The 18,658-nt window shown below is 41.7% G+C and carries 10 protein-coding genes; 4 read left to right on the top strand and 6 right to left on the bottom strand.

The features are described from left to right. Positions 1 to 163: 163 nt before the first annotated feature. From CAL6303_RS08520 to CAL6303_RS08495, 6 genes are all read right to left on the bottom strand, one after another. A complete protein-coding gene (locus CAL6303_RS08520) occupies positions 164 to 2,284 on the bottom strand; it encodes a bifunctional serine/threonine-protein kinase/formylglycine-generating enzyme family protein (RefSeq protein ID WP_015197438.1) in 2,121 nt (706 codons plus the stop codon). A 349-nt stretch (positions 2,285 to 2,633) separates the two neighbouring features. Then, positions 2,634 to 3,203, bottom strand: coding sequence for a Uma2 family endonuclease (locus tag CAL6303_RS08515; protein ID WP_015197437.1), 570 nt, complete (start codon positions 3,201 to 3,203; stop codon positions 2,634 to 2,636). A 44-nt stretch (positions 3,204 to 3,247) separates the two neighbouring features. Beyond that, the gene (bchD, locus tag CAL6303_RS08510) at positions 3,248 to 5,275 is read right to left on the bottom strand and encodes a magnesium chelatase ATPase subunit D (protein WP_015197436.1); all 2,028 of its coding nucleotides are present in this window, start codon (positions 5,273 to 5,275) and stop codon (positions 3,248 to 3,250) included. Positions 5,276 to 5,344: 69 nt separating this feature from the next. Next, positions 5,345 to 6,076 (bottom strand): DsbA family protein, encoded by a 732-nt coding sequence (locus tag CAL6303_RS08505; protein ID WP_015197435.1) that lies wholly within the window; start codon positions 6,074 to 6,076, stop codon positions 5,345 to 5,347. A 36-nt stretch (positions 6,077 to 6,112) separates the two neighbouring features. Beyond that, a complete protein-coding gene (locus tag CAL6303_RS08500) occupies positions 6,113 to 6,724 on the bottom strand; it encodes an exopolysaccharide biosynthesis protein (RefSeq protein ID WP_015197434.1) in 612 nt (203 codons plus the stop codon). A 108-nt stretch (positions 6,725 to 6,832) separates the two neighbouring features. Beyond that, positions 6,833 to 10,957 (bottom strand): amino acid adenylation domain-containing protein, encoded by a 4,125-nt coding sequence (locus CAL6303_RS08495; protein ID WP_015197433.1) that lies wholly within the window; start codon positions 10,955 to 10,957, stop codon positions 6,833 to 6,835. 822 nt (positions 10,958 to 11,779) lie between these two features. On the opposite strand from CAL6303_RS08495, the gene CAL6303_RS08490 reads away from it, so the two are divergent. The 4 genes from CAL6303_RS08490 (at position 11,780) to fbp (ending at position 18,618) form a co-directional block, all read left to right on the top strand. Further along, positions 11,780 to 16,006 (top strand): leucine-rich repeat domain-containing protein, encoded by a 4,227-nt coding sequence (locus tag CAL6303_RS08490; protein ID WP_015197432.1) that lies wholly within the window; start codon positions 11,780 to 11,782, stop codon positions 16,004 to 16,006. 178 nt (positions 16,007 to 16,184) lie between these two features. Next, a complete protein-coding gene (locus CAL6303_RS08485) occupies positions 16,185 to 16,403 on the top strand; it encodes a hypothetical protein (protein ID WP_015197431.1) in 219 nt (72 codons plus the stop codon). 510 nt (positions 16,404 to 16,913) lie between these two features. Next, entirely contained in the window at positions 16,914 to 17,201 is a 288-nt protein-coding gene (locus tag CAL6303_RS08480; RefSeq protein ID WP_015197430.1) for an RNA recognition motif domain-containing protein, read from the top strand. A gap of 385 nt (positions 17,202 to 17,586) precedes the next feature. Continuing rightward, positions 17,587 to 18,618, top strand: coding sequence for a class 1 fructose-bisphosphatase (gene fbp / locus CAL6303_RS08475; RefSeq protein ID WP_015197429.1), 1,032 nt, complete (start codon positions 17,587 to 17,589; stop codon positions 18,616 to 18,618). Positions 18,619 to 18,658 lie beyond the last annotated feature (40 nt).

Below are 18,658 nucleotides of genomic sequence, written 5' to 3'. Positions count from 1 at the left end.
TTTGGGTTTTTAGTGTTCGATGGTTTGTTTACCAAGATGGTGAAACCTGGTTTCTAGAAAAAGCAATTATCTCAAAAAAAATTACCGCCGTTAGGCGGAGGGAAGGGAAAAGGAAAGAAGTGTAAAGGGCAAAAGAGAAAGAGGGTAAAGGGTAAGGAAGTCCTCACGCAGAGAATACTAAACGAAAACCGTAGGAGTCGTAACGATTATCGCGCGTAATGCTGACGCGAAAGGCACTACGACAGTATGCTGGGAAGTAGAACCAGGAACCACCACGCAGCAGCTTTCGATTATCATTACCAGTTAAGCAAGCACTTCCATCAGTCGGCGCACCATTATAATTATTATTCCAATCATCTTGGCACCATTCCCACACATTCCCATGCACATCATACAAACCAAAAGCATTCGGTGGAAATTTCCCTACCTCTGTTGTTTTTACTCCGCCATAATTGGCTAAATCAGTGGTGATTGTCTCACCAAAACAAAATGGTGTTGTTGTTCCTGCACGACAGGCATATTCCCACTCTGCCTCATTGGGTAATCTATAATTTCGTCCTGTTTTCTGGCTGATTTTTTTGCAAAATTCCACAGCATCATCCCAAGAAACTCTTTCAACAGGTCGATTTTCACCTTTAAAGCTGGCAGGATTATTTCCCATAATCGCTTGATACTGTGCTTGGGTAACGGCAAACTTACCCATAAAAAAGGGTTGAATAGTAACTTTGTGTTGAGGACTTTCATCACTTTTGTGTCCTTGCTCATTATCTGGAGAACCCATGAGAAAAGTACCTCCAGGAATTGCTACCATTTCTAAACCCACTCCATTCCCCAAATCTTCTCTAAAAAATTCTGCACGTTTTTTGGTGTAGCTGATATCGCAAGTCTTTCCCCAACCCATAAACCCGGATTTTCTGACATTGGTTATGGTTGCAACTTCAAACTCGAATTGCTGGGTTTGAATTTGGTTGTTTGCTGGTGTTTGCTGCTGTTGTCGTTTTCTCGCTTCTGCTTGCTGTTTCTGCTGTTGGACTATTTCTTGCTGACGCTGTAACTCTGCTTGCTGTCTTTGACGTTCAGCTATTTCCTGTTGCTGATGTCCTCCCTGATGGGGAACCAATACCCGTTGTTCAATCGCTCGAATATCGTCATCCCGCAATCCTAAATATTGTCGATAATCTTGCAAATCCCTTTCTACTGCTGCACTAAAGGGATATTGCAGCTTGACTGCTTCCACCAAAGCTTGCTCATACTCCTGTAATTTGCGTTGGTAATCTCGATAGGGTTGCAAAACTTGCGCTTGAATTTCCCTTGCTTCATCCTCCAATAAACCCAACTCCACCCGCTTCGATTCCAGTATTCTCAACGCAAATACCGAAAATGTACCTTGTCCCTGTTGAGCGCGAATTACAGCTTCTTGAGTATATTCTTGCTTGGCAACATCAAAGGTAACTGTGGGGGCAATTGGTGTGACTGGGGTAACTATTGAACTAAGTGCTTCTAACGCAGTAATTGCTGAGGAGTAACGCAGGCTAAAATGACGACGAACCATCTTAGAAATCACTTCAGCCAAATTATCGCTGATTTGTGGGGCTTCCTGTCGCCAAATTATTTCCCCTGTTTGCGGGTCTTCTGGTAAATCAAAGGGTAAAATTCCAGTTAGTGCCTGGATTACTGTCATCCCCACTGCATACACATCGCTACCCAAGCAGGGTTTACCGTTTTTTTGCTCGTTTGGCATATAACCACCAGTACCAATCACAACACTGGAAGCTATTTCTCCCTGAGTATTTAACATGAGGGTTCCCAGTTCTTTGACTGCACCAAAGTCAATTAGGAAAATTCTTCCACCTGGACGTTGCCGCATCAAATTTTGGGGTTTGATGTCGCGGTGAATTACTCCTTGTTGATGCACAAAAGACAAAACACCCAAGACATCTTCTAAAAGTTTGCTGACATAACCTTCACTGAGTTTTTTCCCAAAGGTGATTTCTTTACTTAAATCTTGCCCTTCGATAAATTCTTGAACGATATACAGGTTGTCCTGTTCGGTGAAATGTGCCAGTAATTGGGGAATTTGGGGATGTTTTCCCAATCGTTCTAAAATAGCAGCTTCTTTTTCAAAAAATTCAATTACACGGGGATGAGTTTGGTTGGGACGTAATTGTTTGACAACACACAATGGTTTACTCGGTTGGAGGTTATCTTGTGCAAGGAATGCAACAGCAAACCCACCTCCACCCAATACTTTGATGATTTCGTAGCGTCCTGCAAGTATATCCACGAGTTTCGCCGCAAACCGTATGTACTGATTTTGAGTATATTTGTTGTCTATGGTTTCGCGCAAGGATTGGGACGAAATTTTAAATTTAAATATAGAACCCCACCCTAACCCTCCCCGCTAGCGAGGCTAGGGTGTACACACAAGTTTTTTAGAGTTGCCTAGCAAACTTTTTGATCCCCCAACCCCCTTAAAAAGGGGGCAAATGTCTCTCAAAGTCCCCCTTTTCAAGGGGGATTTAGGGGGATCTACGACGATTTTGATTTTGAACAGAGATGTGTGTACACCGTAGGCTAGCGAGGAGGGAACAAGAGATAATCCAGTTCCCCCTCCCCGCAAGCGGGGTAGGGGGTTAGGGGGTGGGGTTCATCTTCAACCAATCAAATATTTGTTCTACCGTCAATACTAATTCAATCCCATTTAGTACAGGCAAAATATCCTGATCTTTAAGTAATTCTGGCTCCTGTTTTGGTTGAAAAATCAGAATTGAACGGTCATCTGGATCTATTAACCATCCCAATTTACAACCATACTTCAAACAGTGCAAAATATTCCCTGTAACTCGGTTGGAACTTTGTTCTGGTGAAAGTATTTCTATAGTCCAATCTGGAGCTACCAATATATCATCTATTGGTTCTCCATTTGCATCAAAGCTGATATTTTCCCAGTTGAGAATTGCCACATCTGGGACTATTGAACGTCCTCCACAAGTACAGCGTAATTCGGGAAAAGCATAAGCAATAGAATTACTCTCAACAACTCCATTAATGGTTGTCACTAACTTACCTTGGAGTCGAGAATGACGAGCTTTTGGCATTGGCTTCTGAGTTATTTCGCCATTAAAATATTCCCTAGCTGGTTTAGTTTCCGGTAGTTTGAGAAATTCCTCTAATGTTGTTTTAACGGGTTTGGCAACAGTCATATATTTTTCTATTGCTCGTCTCTACGTTATTTTAAACGGAATAATCAGCGTGATTTGATATCAGCGATCGCACCTCGCGTCATTGCCGCTATTGCCTGTTCGGTTGCTTTAGGTAAATGGTAATATTTACCTCCCGATGTTTTGGCTAATTCCTTAGCAAAACCTGTGGAAACGAACTTACTTTCGGTGTCAATTACCAAAAGCTGCATTCCCATAGCCCTAATTCTGGCAGCAATATCCAATAACTCAGCTTTAATATCGGGTTTATTATCAGGATCTTGGGGTTCACCGAGGGAACGTGATAGCGGAATGTTACCACGTCCATCAGTAATTGCCACAATTACCACCTGCCCGATATCGCCACTCATTTGGGCGTTTACTCCCACCCGCACAGCCTGGGTTAATCCATGCGCTAAAGGTGAACCACCTCCACAGGGCAACCTTTCCAAGCGGTTCTTTGCCATGGCAATGGAACGGGTGGGAGGTAACAAAACCTCTGCTTGTTCACCACGAAAGGGAATTAAAGATACTTGGTCACGGTTTTGATATGCTTCAGTTAGTAATTGCATCACCGCACCTTTCGCTGATTGCATCCGATTTAATGCCATGGAACCAGATGCATCCACCAGAAATATAATTAACGCGCCAGCTTTGCGAACCAACCGTTTTGCCCGCATATCCCCCGGTTCCACCACTACTTTGCGATTTGGCTGTCGTTCTTTCCGTGATTTTTGATAAGGTGCAGCAGCCCGTAGGGTGGCATCCACAGCGATGCGTTTGACTTTGCCCTTGGGTAACATCGGCTTGATGTAGCGCCCCCGATCCTCTGACAAAATGATACTGCGGCTACCTGATTTCCCTTGACGTTGGGACATCTGAGCAAAATACAACACACTGGGGTCGAGAATTACCCCTTCTGGGTCAAAAATAAACTCTTCGGGAATCCCAGGTGGTTCTTGTTCTGGTTCGTCTTGATCTTCATTTTCCTCCTGTTCCTCTTCTTCCTGTTCCTGCTCACTTTCATCTTCAGGTTCTTCCTGATTCTGTGGTGGTGGGGGAGGGGGTGGTGGTGATTCCTCTGGAGGTGTCTGAATTACCGTTGCCCTCGGTACAATTACTAATTCCACGGCACGCTTCAAATCTTCGGGGGTAACTTGGTTCCGTCCTTCCAAAGCCGCCGCAGCTTTGGCGACACGCACTGCAAAAAGCTCGGCGCGGTGTCCCTGCACCTGTCCCCGCAATGCTTCATCAACTAAATATGCTATTTGTTCGTGGCTGATTTTGACTTCTTTGAGCCATTCTCGCGCCAAAATAATTTGAGTTTTGAGTGCGTCAATATCTTCGTCGTACTGTTCCAAAAAGTCTTGGGGGGAACGGGAGTAGGAAATTGCTTGTTCCACAGCTTCAACGCGCTGATCTACACCCATGACACCATCTGCGGAGAGAGTAATGGCGATTCTGTCAAGTAGGTGTTCCCGTAATCCCCCTTCTTCGGGGTTGTAGGTGGCAATAAATAAGGCTTTGCAGGGGTGTTGGAAGCTGATTCCTTCCCGTTCAATTTGGTTGCGTCCTTCGGAGAGTACGCTTAATAACTGGTTGCTAATTTGGTCATCCAGGAGGTTGATTTCATCCACATACAACACACCTCGATTTGCCGCAGCCAGTAACCCAGGTTGGAATACTGTGTCACCTTCTTTGACTGATTTTTCCACATCAACCGAACCTAATAACCGATCCTCGGTGACACCTAGAGGAATCTGAATAAAAGGTGCGGGAATAATTTCTGTATTTCCTTCTACATTGGGGGTATCTTCTAAAAGCAAATCATCCCAATCTTCTGGGTGATTAGGGTCACAATTACTAATGGAACCCTTCATCACTTCGATGGGGGGTAGAAGGGCATGAATAGCGCGTGCCATCACAGATTTTGCCGTACCGCGACGACCTGCGATCGCAACTCCTCCCAAACCCGGATCTACGGCTGCGAGTAATAAGGCTATTTTAATCGCTTCCTGACCGACTACGGCAGCCAAAGGGAAAGCTGTAATACTTGGAGCAGTGGACGCAGGCATGGTTAGATATGTATATTGCTTATCCTATGGTTTTCAGCATAGCAATTTATGGCGCTGTTGGTTCATACTTTAACCAGAAATCAGTTTTTCAATATCTGGTAATTCCACTTCTCCCGCTAAAGTTTCGCTACTAATCACAAAAAATGGGGTTCCAGAAACCCCTAATTTCATTGCCAGGGAAATATCCTTTTGAATTGCTGCATCAGCAATTAATCTATCGCTTTTGAATTTCTCTAAGTCTAAATTCAGTTTTTTAGCAATATCTAGATATAAATCTTCACCCAACTTTTTCTGATTGCTAAAAAGAGCATCTTCATATTCCCAAAACTTACCTTGTTGCTGTGCTGCCCAAGCTGCTTGCGCTGCTGGCATTGCTTGGGGGTGGCTATTAACTAAGGGAAAGTGTTTATATACTAATGTAAATTTATCAGGATACTTTGCCAGTAAGCCTTTTAGTGTTTTATGGGCTTCAGCACAAAAAGGACATTGAAAATCCGAAAATTCAACCAATATAGTTTTGGCGACAGTATTTTTAGTGGCAGCAGATCCATCAATAGCTATTTGAGGATTAGTTTTCAAATCTTGCAAAAATGCCTGTCGTGTTCCTTGAAGCGCTGATTGCTGTTTCTGTTGATATGCTTGCACAGATTCAATAATTGCTTCTGGATGTTCACGAATTATTTGTAATACTTGTTCTTCTAGACGGGAACTAGTCGCTGCTTCGACAGATGGAGTCCAAATCATCACAGCAAGGCAGATTAGTAGTAGTAGTGAAATGCGTAGTCGTTGCCAAAGTTGCATAAATTTCTCATTCGATCATAGCTAAGAGTAATTAGTTTACCGAAAAAGATTAGGTAACAAATAGGTAGCCCCAGTATATAACAGGTAAAAGGCAAAACCGAAAAACAAGGTATTCAAAACTGTGGCTACATAGCCGAGGCACATCAATATACCGTCAGATTCGATAGTTGCAACCGCCAAGAGTAACATTCCCACAGCAGGAATAGGATTGGTAGCAGGAGGATATGGCGACATTAGTAATATTGCCAACCAAGTCAGACATATCCCATTAAACCGCCAAGTTAATGGATTTTCGGCAACCTTCTGAAAACGCGGACGGGAGATTTTTTCTAAGACTTTGGTGACACGTTGTAAATTTTTCAACAGTGTTTGAGCAAACCAATTAGGGAATTTAAGGCTGGCAATTTTTTTCGGCAGCCACGGTGTACGTCTCCCCAAAGCCATCTGTCCTGACATCAACAAGCAAGCTACACCAAGAGGAGTGCTTAATCCCGGTGGTGTGGGTATCAAAAATGGTAACACCAACAATGCAATCACTAAGCTAAAGCCTCGTTCTGAAGTTTCTGAAATCACGTCACCCAGAGTCAGAGGTTTTTCAGCCAAGTGTTGCAATAATGACTTTATATCTTTAGAAAATCTTAGGGTCATAATGATTCAGGTAATGGGTCTTGATCACATAATTCATCAAACTTTACTGTAATCCAGACCCATAGTTTTGTGTTTGCATATTTTTACAGTCCCTAAGCCCTAATATACTCAGGATGCTGCTGTGTAAACTGGAGACATTTGTGGGAAATTTAGTATCTGAGCATTTTCTGTGGTGACGAATACATCCTCAACTTCGGTTTGTGCCTGTTCTAAACAAGCAATGAATTTTGTCGCCAAGGTTGGTACATTTGCTTCATCCAACATCCCTAAATGTGTACCTGTAACTGGATGAATTTCTACTCCACCTTGGGCTAAATCTTTCCAACCACGTTCTGGGACATATTTACACCATCTCAACACTTCTTTGGTGGTGAATAAAGTGATATTACCTGAGTATGGCTGTGGCGCATAGTCTGACATGGTTGCTTTTTTCAAAGCTTCAATTAACACCATGTTGTGGGGGTTTTCATCTTCAGAAAAACTCTGTTCATTCCACAAATCAAATTTACTACTAGTTTTTCCTGTTAAGGCTGATTGAATCCAATCTACTTTAGCCTGGAAATAATGCCATTTATCCTTTAAGGGCATTTGGACTAAAGTACGCATATATGAATATAAGGTACGTGAGAAACAAGGACTTTGGATAAATAGCTGGGGATTATAGGTATCGAACATCGCCAGTAAATCTATTTTCTCACCTTGAAGTGTCAACTGTTGAGCCATTTCATAGGCAATTGTCCCACCACTGGAAAAGCCAGCAAATAAATATGGTCCGTGGGGTTGAATTTTGCGAATCTCTTGGATATAGTGACATGCCATATCTTCAACTCTGGTGTGGGGTGCTTGTTTGCCGTCTAATCCCTGTGCTTGGAGTCCATAAATAGGCTGTTGGGAACTAAGATGACGAATCAGGGTTTGATAACCAATAATGTTACCACCAAGGGCATGGATGAAGAATAGGGGTTTTTTCTTATTGTCACCTGATCTAATTTTCACCAAAGAAGACCAAGAAGCTTGTTCTGTTTGATTAAGAAGTGTAGCTAACTGCTGAATTGTTGGAGCTTGGAAAAGGGTAGCGAGGGGAAGCTTTTGAGCAAATTTCTTTTCAACTTGAGCAAATAACTTCACTGCCAGGATTGAATGTCCTCCCAAGTCAAAGAAGTTATCTGTAATACCAATTGGTTGTACTCCCAAAACCTGTTCCCAAATTTCGGTTAATTCAACTTCAACAGAATTGCTGGGGGAAACAAATTCTCGATCTAAATCTGTTCTAACTTGATCTGGGATGGGTAAAGCACGACGATCAACTTTACCGTTTGCAGTTAAGGGAATTGAATCGATGGCAACAAATGCCGAGGGTACCATATATTCTGGTAATTTCTCTTGGAGAAAGCGCCGCAATTCATTAATTACCGATGCTTGAGTAACTACTACATATGCTACTAATCGTTTGTTTCCGGGTTCATCCTCCCTTGCCATAACAACAGCATCCTGAACGGCTTCATGTTGGAGAAGCACACTTTCAATTTCTCCTAGTTCGATGCGGAAACCTCGAATTTTTACTTGATGATCAATTCTACCGAGAAATTCTATATTGCCATCTGGAAAATACCGAGCTAAATCACCAGTTTTATACAGTTTGGCTGGATTTCCCTCTTTATTGGGGATGAAGGGGTTGGGAATAAACTTCTGAGCAGTTAGTTCTTGTTGATTGAGATAGCCAGAAGCTAAACATTCACCACCAATGTATAACTCTCCAGTAACACCAATTGGGCAAGGATTGAGGAAGGAATCCAGGATGTAATATTTGGCATTTTGGATGGGTTTTCCGTAGGGAATACTAACCCAGTGAGGTTCTATATCTTTAATCGGATAGTAGTTAGACCAGATTGTCGCTTCTGTTGCTCCCCCTAAGCTGATTACTTCCACACCTGGGAAAGTAGCTTTGAGTTGCTCTGGTAATGGTACAGGTATCCAGTCACCACTCATGAATACTAATCGTAGTCTGGGGTTCGCTCTTTTCGCTGAGACTGTGGGGAATAGGGAAGCGAGTTGTTGTAATGCTGGTGGGGCTGAATCCCAAAATGTAATGGGTTCATGGCAAACTATATTTAATAATCTTTCAGGATCACGAGCATCTTCTTTAGATACAACTCGGATGGAACCACCTGCTGCTAAGAGTCCGAAGATATCGTAAACAGATAAGTCAAAACATAGAGATGTAATAAACAGAACTCTGTCAGTTGAGGAGACATGGAAGGTTTTGTTTACCCATTCAATTAAATTAATTGCTGGTTGATGACGAACAACTACTCCTTTGGGTGTTCCTGTGGAACCAGATGTAAAGATGACGTAGGCAACATCATCGGCAGTATTTACTAATTCAGGATTTGTGGATGAAAAGAACTCTAATTCACTATAATTCCAGACTTTTTGCTGTCCATATGATGCCGCAACTGATTTATCTAGACAGATCAGGTTTTGCAGAGATGGAAGTTGTGGTTCTAGTTCATGAATATTTGGTAATAGATGAGTTTGGGTAACTAGACAGTTAATTTCTAAGGAAGAAAGCAGGAGTTGAATTCTCGCTTGGGGAAAACTTGGTTCTAAAGGAACGTATGCACCACCAGCTTTAAGGATTCCTAAAACTGCGGGAATCATTTCTAGTGAACGTTCTAAATATACTCCAACTAATACCCCTGGTTTGACTCCCAGATGTTTGAGGTGATGGGCTAGTTGATTGGCTTTGGTATTTAATTGTTTGTAGGTGAGTTGCTCATTTCCAAACACAACAGCAATAGCATCTGGAGTCTTAGTTACTTGTTTCTCGAATAATTGATGCATACATAGATGCTGTTGATAGTCGGTTTCTGTGTGATTCCACTCAATCAACATCTGATACCGTTCATCTGTGGTTAACAATGGCAATTCACCCAAGCATTGCCAAGGATTTTCTGCCATGCTGGATAACAGAGTTTCCAAATGTCCTAACATCCGAGAAACTTTGGCATCATCAAAGCGACATCGATCATATTTCAGTTTGAGTAGAAGTTCGGAACCACCAAAACCCAATAATGTGAGGGGAAAATTGGTTTGTTCTTCTAGTCGTGCTTCGAGATTTTTTAATCTTGTACTGTGGGAATGGAAGGCTGAATTTAGTTCCTGATTCTCAAACATCACCAAACTATCAAATAATGATGTTCCTCCAGGAACCTCACTCCAACCCTGAATTTTCACTAGGGGAGTATGTTCATAATCCCGCAAAGTGACCCATTGCGATCGCATGTCTTTCAACCAGGGGATTAATGGTTGCTCGGCTGGGGCATTCACCCTAACTGGTAAAGTATTAATTAGTAGTCCAACTATATTATCTGCACCTGCTACCGATGAACGACGACAGGCTCTAGTGGCACCAAAAGCAACATCTGTTTCACCACTATAACGGCTTAATAGTAAAGCCCAAGCACCCTGTACTAGGGTATTGATAGTAATTTGATTTTCTTTGGCTACAGACTCCAACATGGAAGTGACGCTTTGGGGTAAGCGAATTTCTTGCTGTCCAAAACCGCTGTCTTTGCGAGGATTTGAGTCTATTAAAAGCGGGGTTGGGACACTAAAACCTTTGAGAAATTGTCGCCAATAACCTTCAGATTTAGACCAATCCTGCTGCTGTAACCACCGCATATGCTCTTGATAGGGACAAGGATTTGGCAATTGTATGTCATGTCCTTGACAAAAAGCATCATAAAATGTAAAGACTTCATCAAGAATTATTGGTAAAGAGCGACCATCTAAAATGATGTGGTGAAAAGTCCAAACAAACTGGTAAACAGAATCACTAATTTGAAACAGTGCTAGACGCATCAATGGTGCTATATCAAGCTCAAATCCATTTATGCGATCGCGTTGCAGGTAAGATTCTAGTTGTATCGATTGTTCTGCTGCTGATAAATCCCGTAAATCTTGATGTTGAAAGGGAATAGTAACTTGTTTATGTACTTGTTGCAGCGGTTCACTACCATTTGCCCAGTCAAAACTAGTTCTCAAAACTGCATGTCTTTGCACAACTCGATTCCATGCTGCTTGAAACGCCGAAATATCTAGTTTCTCACTGACTGTACAAACCATCTGCTCAATATCTACACCTGAATTTTGAGCATATAAGCTGTTAAACAGCATACCCTGCTGCATGGGTGAAAGTTGGTAGGAATCCTCGATGTATTTTTCTGTCATTGGCTTAAATTTGTAGATAAATTGGTACAGAAAAATAGTTTGATTTGCTGAGTCAAACTAAATTACGGAATTTATAAATATTTGCAGTCGTGTATCTAAAAAACTAAATAAACACTAAGTAAAGACTTATAGACTCTTGTGAAATTTTCAAGTGCTGCGTTAAATCCCAATGGATTTATAGGCTTAACAGTCACTTCTATCTTCGGCATGAGTCACAAATATTCTTAGGTCTTCAACTTAAAGTTATCTTCATCGGTTCTCAAAATAATCGATAAACAAACTGTATCAGCTAGGTGAAAATATTTTATACAGGAATAATAAAGATGACAGCTTTTTTGATAAAGATAAATCAAAGAAAATGTGTAATTATGGGCTTGACAAAAATTGCAAATTATGATTTATGTTGTTGTGTTAGAAATAAATTAAGTGTAAAAAATAATTATTTTCTTCAAATGCATTACTAGCTTAAGTTTGGGTAATATCCCAAAGTATATAGCTGGGAATAAACCATTCTCAGATCACATCTTACGTAGTAATATTACTGAGTCAGTATATCTTGGTAATGCTGTTAGTATCAATATAAAAATCTGTTAATAAAGTTTTTTGTCAGGCTCTACCTCAATTGAAGGCTCTAATTTAAGAAGTTGCATAACTGATTTGGGTGCGACTTGTTTGGTAATACCATAATGTTCGTGCTGCGATCGCATTGAGATCGCTTGTTTGATCCGTAATCTCTGATCGCGTGATTTTTCTGATTGAATTAATTGAATACGATATAAAATGTAACCTCATCAATCTTCTTTCCCTTTTTTCCTTGGTATTATGACGCAGGATGAGTTGTTGGAACTGATAGATCGCGCCGTGGCTGAGGGTTGGCGAGAATTAGACTTGTCAGGGCAAGAGTTGACTGAGTTACCTGGGGAAATTGGTAAGTTGCAGCAGCTTGAGTCTTTGATTTTGGGAAAGAAACTTGAAGGTTATGAACGAGTAGGAAGCCGCATTCTTGAAAAGGTTTCAGGCAACAATTTAAAAACGCTTCCTCTGGAACTATTGGGTTTGCCTAATTTGCGTAAGTTGGATATTAGTGGCAATCCTTTAGAGAGCATTCCCGATGTGGTAACGCAAATACTACATTTAGAAGAACTTATCTTAATTCGAGTAGAGCTAACTGAAATACCAGAAGCAATTGCTAATTTAAGCAATCTGACGCAACTTTACTTTAATAGCAACCATATAAGCAAGATACCAGAGTTGATCGCAAAATTAAGCAATCTGAGGGAGCTTCACGTCAGTAGCAACAAAATAACCGAGATTCCAGAAGCAATCGCAAAATTAAGCAATCTGAGGGAGCTTCACGTCAGTAGCAACCAAATAACCGAGATTCCAGAGGCAATCGCTAATTTAAGCAATCTGAGGGAGCTTCACGTCAGTAGCAACCAAATAACCGAGATTCCAGAGGCAATCGCTAAATTAATCAATCTGAGGGAGCTTCAAGTCAGCAGCAACAAAATAACCGAGATTCCAGAAGTAATCGCTAAATTAACCAATCTGAGGAAGCTTTACCTTCGTAACAACCAAATAACCGAGATTCCAGAAGTAATCGCTAAATTAACCAATCTGACGCAGCTTGACCTCAGTTACAACCAAATAACCAAGATTTCAGAGGCGCTCGCTAAATTAATCAATCTGACGCAGATTATCCTCCATAACAACAAAATAACCGAGATTCCAGATGCGCTCGCTAAATTAATCAATCTGACGCAGCTTGACCTCAGTTACAACCAAATAACCAAGATTCCAGAGGCGCTCGCTAAATTAACCAATCTGACGCAGCTTATCCTCTATAGCAACCAAATAACTGAGATTCCAGAGGTGATTGCTAAATTAACCAATCTGACGCAGCTTGACCTCAGTTACAACCAAATAACCAAGATTCCAGAGGCGCTCGCTAAATTAACCAATCTGACGCAGCTTATCCTCTATAGCAACCGAATAAGCGAGATTCCAGAGGCGCTCGCTAAATTAATCAATCTGACGCAGATTATCCTCAGTTACAACCGAATAAGCGAGATTCCAGAGGCGCTCGCTAAATTAACCAATCTGACGCAGCTTGACCTCAGTTACAACCAAATAACCAAGATTCCAGAGGCGCTCGCTAAATTAATCAATCTGACGCAGATTATCCTTCATAGCAACAAAATAACCGAGATTCCAGAGGCGCTCGCTAAATTAACCAATCTGAGGCAGCTTTACCTCAGTTACAACCGAATAACAGAGATTCCAGAGGCGCTCGCTAAATTAACCAATCTGACGCAACTTAACCTCAGTGACAACCAAATAATCAAGATTCCAAAGGCGCTCGCTAAATTAAGCAATCTGACGCAGCTTGACCTCAATCGCAACAAAATAACCGAGATTCCAGAGGCGCTCGCTAAATTAACTAACCTGACGCAGCTTTACCTCCGTAACAACCGAATAACAGAGATTCCAGAGGCGCTCGCTAAATTAACTAATCTGACGCAGCTTGACCTGGGTACCAACTACAACATAAGCGAGATTCCAGAGGCGATCACTAAATTAACTAATCTGACGCAGCTTAACCTCACTAGCAGTCAAATAACCGAGATTCCAGAAGTAATCGCTAAATTAACCAATCTGACGCAGCTTAACCTCACTAGCAACCAAATAGCCGAGATTCCAGAGGCAATCGCTAAATTAACCAATCTGACGCAGCTTATCCTCACTAGCAACCAAATAACCGAGATTCCAGAGGCAATCGCTAAATTAACTAATCTGACGCAGCTTAACCTCACTAGCAACCAAATAACCAAGATTCCAGAGGCAATCGCTAAATTAACCAATCTGACGCAGCTTATCCTCAGTTACAACCAAATAACCGAGATTCCAGAGGCAATCGCTAAATTAACCAATCTGACGCAGCTTATCCTCACTAGCAACCAAATAACCGAGATTCCAGATGCGATCACTAAATTAACCAATCTGACGCAGCTTGACCTCAGTTACAACCGAATAAGCGAGATTCCTTTAGAAATTCTTGATTCAAAAGATCCGAAAGAGATTTTGAATTACTTGAGGCAAATTAGCACAAGTGAAACTCGACCATTACACGAAGCCAAACTCTTGCTCGTCGGACAAGGCAGCGTCGGTAAAACATCCCTCATCGAGCGACTAATCCACGATAAATACGATAAAAATCAACACCAAACCGACGGACTCAAGGTACAAACTTGGAATGTGTCGGTTAAAAACCAAGACATCCGCCTCAATGTTTGGGACTTTGGCGGACAGGAAATTTATCATGCTACCCATCAGTTTTTTCTAACCAAGCGTAGTCTCTATCTCCTCGTTTGTAATTGCCGCACCAGCGAAGAAGAAAACCGCATCGAATATTGGCTGAAACTAATCGAAAGCTTTGGCGGACAGTCTCCTGTGATTATCGTTGGTAACAAAAAAGACGAACAACCCCTCGACATCAACCGCAAAGCATTACGGGAAAAATATCCTAACATCGACCCACGTATTATCGAAACCTCCTGCCAAGACAATATCGGCATTAATGAACTCCGCGACGCTATTTTGGATCAAGTCGGCAACCTCAAAGAAGTCTACGATCTTTTACCCCTCTCATGGTTTGAGGTTAAAAAACAACTCGAATCCATGACTGAAGACTTCATTACCTACAATCGCTATATCGGTATCTGCCACGAAAACAAGATTCCTGAAGAACAAAACCAAGATCAACTTATTGACCTGCTGCATAGACTTGGCTTAGTTCTCAACTACCGTGATCATCCCATCCTCAAAAATCTCAACGTCCTCAAACCCAACTGGGTGACAGAAGGAATTTACGCGCTCCTGAGCGATGAAAACCTTAAAACTAAAACCAAAGGTATTTTCACCGATGAGGATCTCAGTCGCATCCTCAATAAAGAGCGATACCCCACCCAGCGTCATGACGATCTGATCAATCTGATGAAAAAATTTGAGCTTTGCTTTCAACTAGAATGTTACCCACCAAAATTTTTAATTGCGGGACTTCTGCCCAAAGATCAACCAGACGCAACAAAACTAGAAGGGGAAACCCTGGAATTCCAATATCATTACAAAGTTCTCCCCGAAAGCATCATTTCTCGCTTTATCGTCAATACCCACGAAAAAATCCATAATCAAATCTATTGGCGCAGTGGTGTAATGCTGCAATATCAAGAAAATAACGAAATCTACAACATCGCTCGCATCAAAGCCGATCCCGAAGACAAAAGAATCTTCATCACCATTAGCGGACGCAAAGAAACCCGTCGCTTATTTCTCGGTATCCTCCGCGATGTCTTCCACAAAATCCACAACACTCTCCCCAATCTCGAAATCACCGAATGGGTTCCCGTCCCCAACCATCCCAATCACCCACCCCTCGACTACCAAGAACTTTTGGGACTTGAATCAATGGGCGTTCTTGAATATCCAATTGGTAAACTCAAAATAAACATCAATATCCGTCAACTTTTAGATGGCTATGAATCACGAGAATCGCGTCAGAAAATACAAAAAGGCGATCCAGAAAGCGATCGGTTTAGAATCAATATTTACAATCAAAATAACAATAACAACCATCAAGGAGAATATAAACCCATGACAGAAATCACAAACAATAATCAAGGTGCAAATATCGCCAACTTTGCCAACGAAGTCAAAGACAACGCCAGTCAGCAAGCCTCTAATTTCACCCAAACAAGTGGCGCAAGCGTAGCAGAACTAATGCAACTAATCGGCAACCTGCGCCAAACTGCTAACCAATTTCCAGCAGAAACCCGCGACGACATGATCATTGAGATTGATGATGTAGAAGTAGAAATTAAAAAACCAGAAAAAGAACGCAATATACCCAAACTTAAAAAACGTCTAGCAGGTTTACTAACTGCTGCTACTGTAGTCGCTACCCCAATCGCAGAAATGGCAGGCTTTACAAACACTGTTCTGGAAATAGGTCAGAAAGTAGGCATAGAACTAAAGCTTCCCTCTGGTAAATAGCCTACGGTGTACACACAAATATCGAATTCCCTAGATTTTCTCTAATCCCACGCCCGCTTGTGATACACCATAGATCTTCGGTGAGGGAGTATTTTTTCCCTTGCCCCCTGCTTCTTCTATCTGGGAAAGTTATAATTTGTCAGTGTCAGTGAAACTTCAGAGCAATCACAGGTAATCTATGTTTATCAGCGAGTTAGCACCAATATTTCAAAAATTTACCCAACACCCAGCTTCATTTATGGGTGGTTTCGTCTCAGGTGTACTACGCCTAAATCTGGCTGATGATCCTGTTAAAAGCTGGTTAAATAAGCAAAGCAACCCCACTAGCTACAATGCTTACAGCAGTGAAACCAATAATGGGAAGGCAAATGGACCACAGTCAATTTCCATTGATTAGGGGAAACACGAAAATATCCCTCAATTCTTAGTAGGGTGCTCGATAGGATGGGGTAATTAGAGTATTTTGCCAGTATATCGGGTATATCCCTCCCCAGCCCTACTAGTCTGTCAAGATAAAAATGACGGTTGTAGAGACGTAGCACTGCTACGTCTCTACGGGATTGTGGATGTGTATATAACCGTCAAAATAAAATTGACAGACTACTACTTTGGTAAGGGGAGGGTTCCGAATAGGGTAGGTGGGGTAATTACAACTAATACTTAGATAGAAATCTATAAAATTATTTAATCTTTGTAAAACATCATACTTTGAAAAATAGCTCAATCAGTTATGATGTGAGCGTATGAGAAGGTTCATCAGAGTTAAGGTTGCATTGTTCAGTGGTGTAAACCAGATGGTTTATCGCTGCCATACAATTTAATCTTTACATTGTGAAGTCCAAGCAGATTATTTGTTTTGACCTGTGATTGAACTTTTCGCGCTTTTTTGAAAATTACCGCGATTTACATGACTATTTACGTTGGAAACCTTTCTTACCGCGCTACTGAAGCAGATTTGAGAGCGGTATTTGCTGACTACGGTGAAGTTAAGCGAGTTGTGCTACCAACTGACCGAGAATCTGGTCGGTTGCGTGGTTTTGCTTTTGTTGATATGAATGAAGACGCTCAGGAAGATTCAGCGATCGCTGAATTGGATGGAGCCGAATGGATGGGTCGTCAATTACGGGTAAACAAAGCAAAACCACGAGAAGACGATCGCCGAGGTAACTGGAGCAAAAAACCAGACTCCTACTAACTAGTAAAAGCAAAAAATACTAAATTACTTTCTCACACGCACAACCTCAACTGTTGTAATTAATACCCAGGAATTTCTACTTTGAGCCATTAGCCATTAGCTAAAAGCTAACGGCTAACTTTAAGATACTTCACCAACAATGGCTAAAAACTAGTTTTTTAAACACACAACAGGTTTTGAGAAACTCTAAATCCAACTTAGATTTCAGACTTAAGCGATAAATCTACACTTCGCTCAATCCCATAAAACTACGCTTCGTTACAGATTAATTTCTTTATTTTATCTAAAATCACATTCGACTTCTGAAATTACCTTTCTAAGATAGAGGCAGCAACCTAAATCTATCAGCAACCACAACATCAGCAACTAGGAAGGACTTTCATACATGACCATAGATTTACCAATCGACTCAGCAGACGCAGGACTAGACCGGGACTGTACCACCCTGTCCCGCCACGTCTTCCAACAATTACAGAGTTTTTCCCCAGATGCACAGGATTTGAGCGCAATTATGAACCGAATTGCGCTAGCAGGTAAACTCGTCGCTAGAAGAATGAGCCGTGCAGGGTTAATGGAAGGTGTACTAGGATTTACAGGAGAGGTCAACGTCCAAGGCGAAACCGTCAAAAAAATGGACGTTTATGCCAATGATGTATTTATCTCCGTATTCAAGCAAAGCGGCTTAGTTTGCCGTCTTGCTTCTGAAGAAATGGAAGACCCCTATTACATCCCAGAAAACTGCCCCATTGGTCGCTACACGCTGCTTTATGACCCCATTGATGGTTCGTCGAACACTGATACCAACCTGAGTTTGGGTTCTATTTTTGCGATTCGCCAACAACAAGGGGAAGATAAAGACCACAAAGCGACTGATTTATTAACAGCAGGTAGAGGACAAATCGCTGCTGGATATATCCTCTATGGTCCCAGCACCATGCTTGTTTACACAATTGGTAATGGTGTCCATTCCTTCACCTTAGATCCCAGCTTAGGAGAGTTTATTCTCACAGAGGAAAATATGCAGATCCCCAATCACGGGTCAGTATATAGCGTCAATGAGGGGAATTTCTGGCAGTGGGATGAATCTATTCGTGAGTACATTCGTTATGTACACAAAACCGAAGGCTACACCGCCCGCTATAGCGGCGCGATGGTGAGCGATATTCACCGGGTCTTAATTCAAGGTGGTGTTTTTCTTTACCCTGGTACATTGCAAAAACCCGAAGGAAAACTACGTTTGTTGTATGAATCAGCACCCTTAGCTTACATAATTGAGCAGGCGGGGGGACGAGCTACCACAGGACATATTGATATCTTAGACGTGGTGCCCACGAAACTTCATGAACGTACACCACTAATTATTGGTAGTAAACAAGATGTTGCTAAGGTTGAGTCTTTTATTCAAAACGGCTACTAGTATGTGAAGCCAGGAGGAACCTAAGGAATAAAGCCTATAA

The sequence above is a fragment of the Calothrix sp. PCC 6303 genome (assembly GCF_000317435.1).
In the GTDB taxonomy this organism is placed as follows: Bacteria; Cyanobacteriota; Cyanobacteriia; order Cyanobacteriales; family Nostocaceae; genus PCC-6303.
This window is presented reverse-complemented; position numbering and strand designations above follow the sequence as displayed.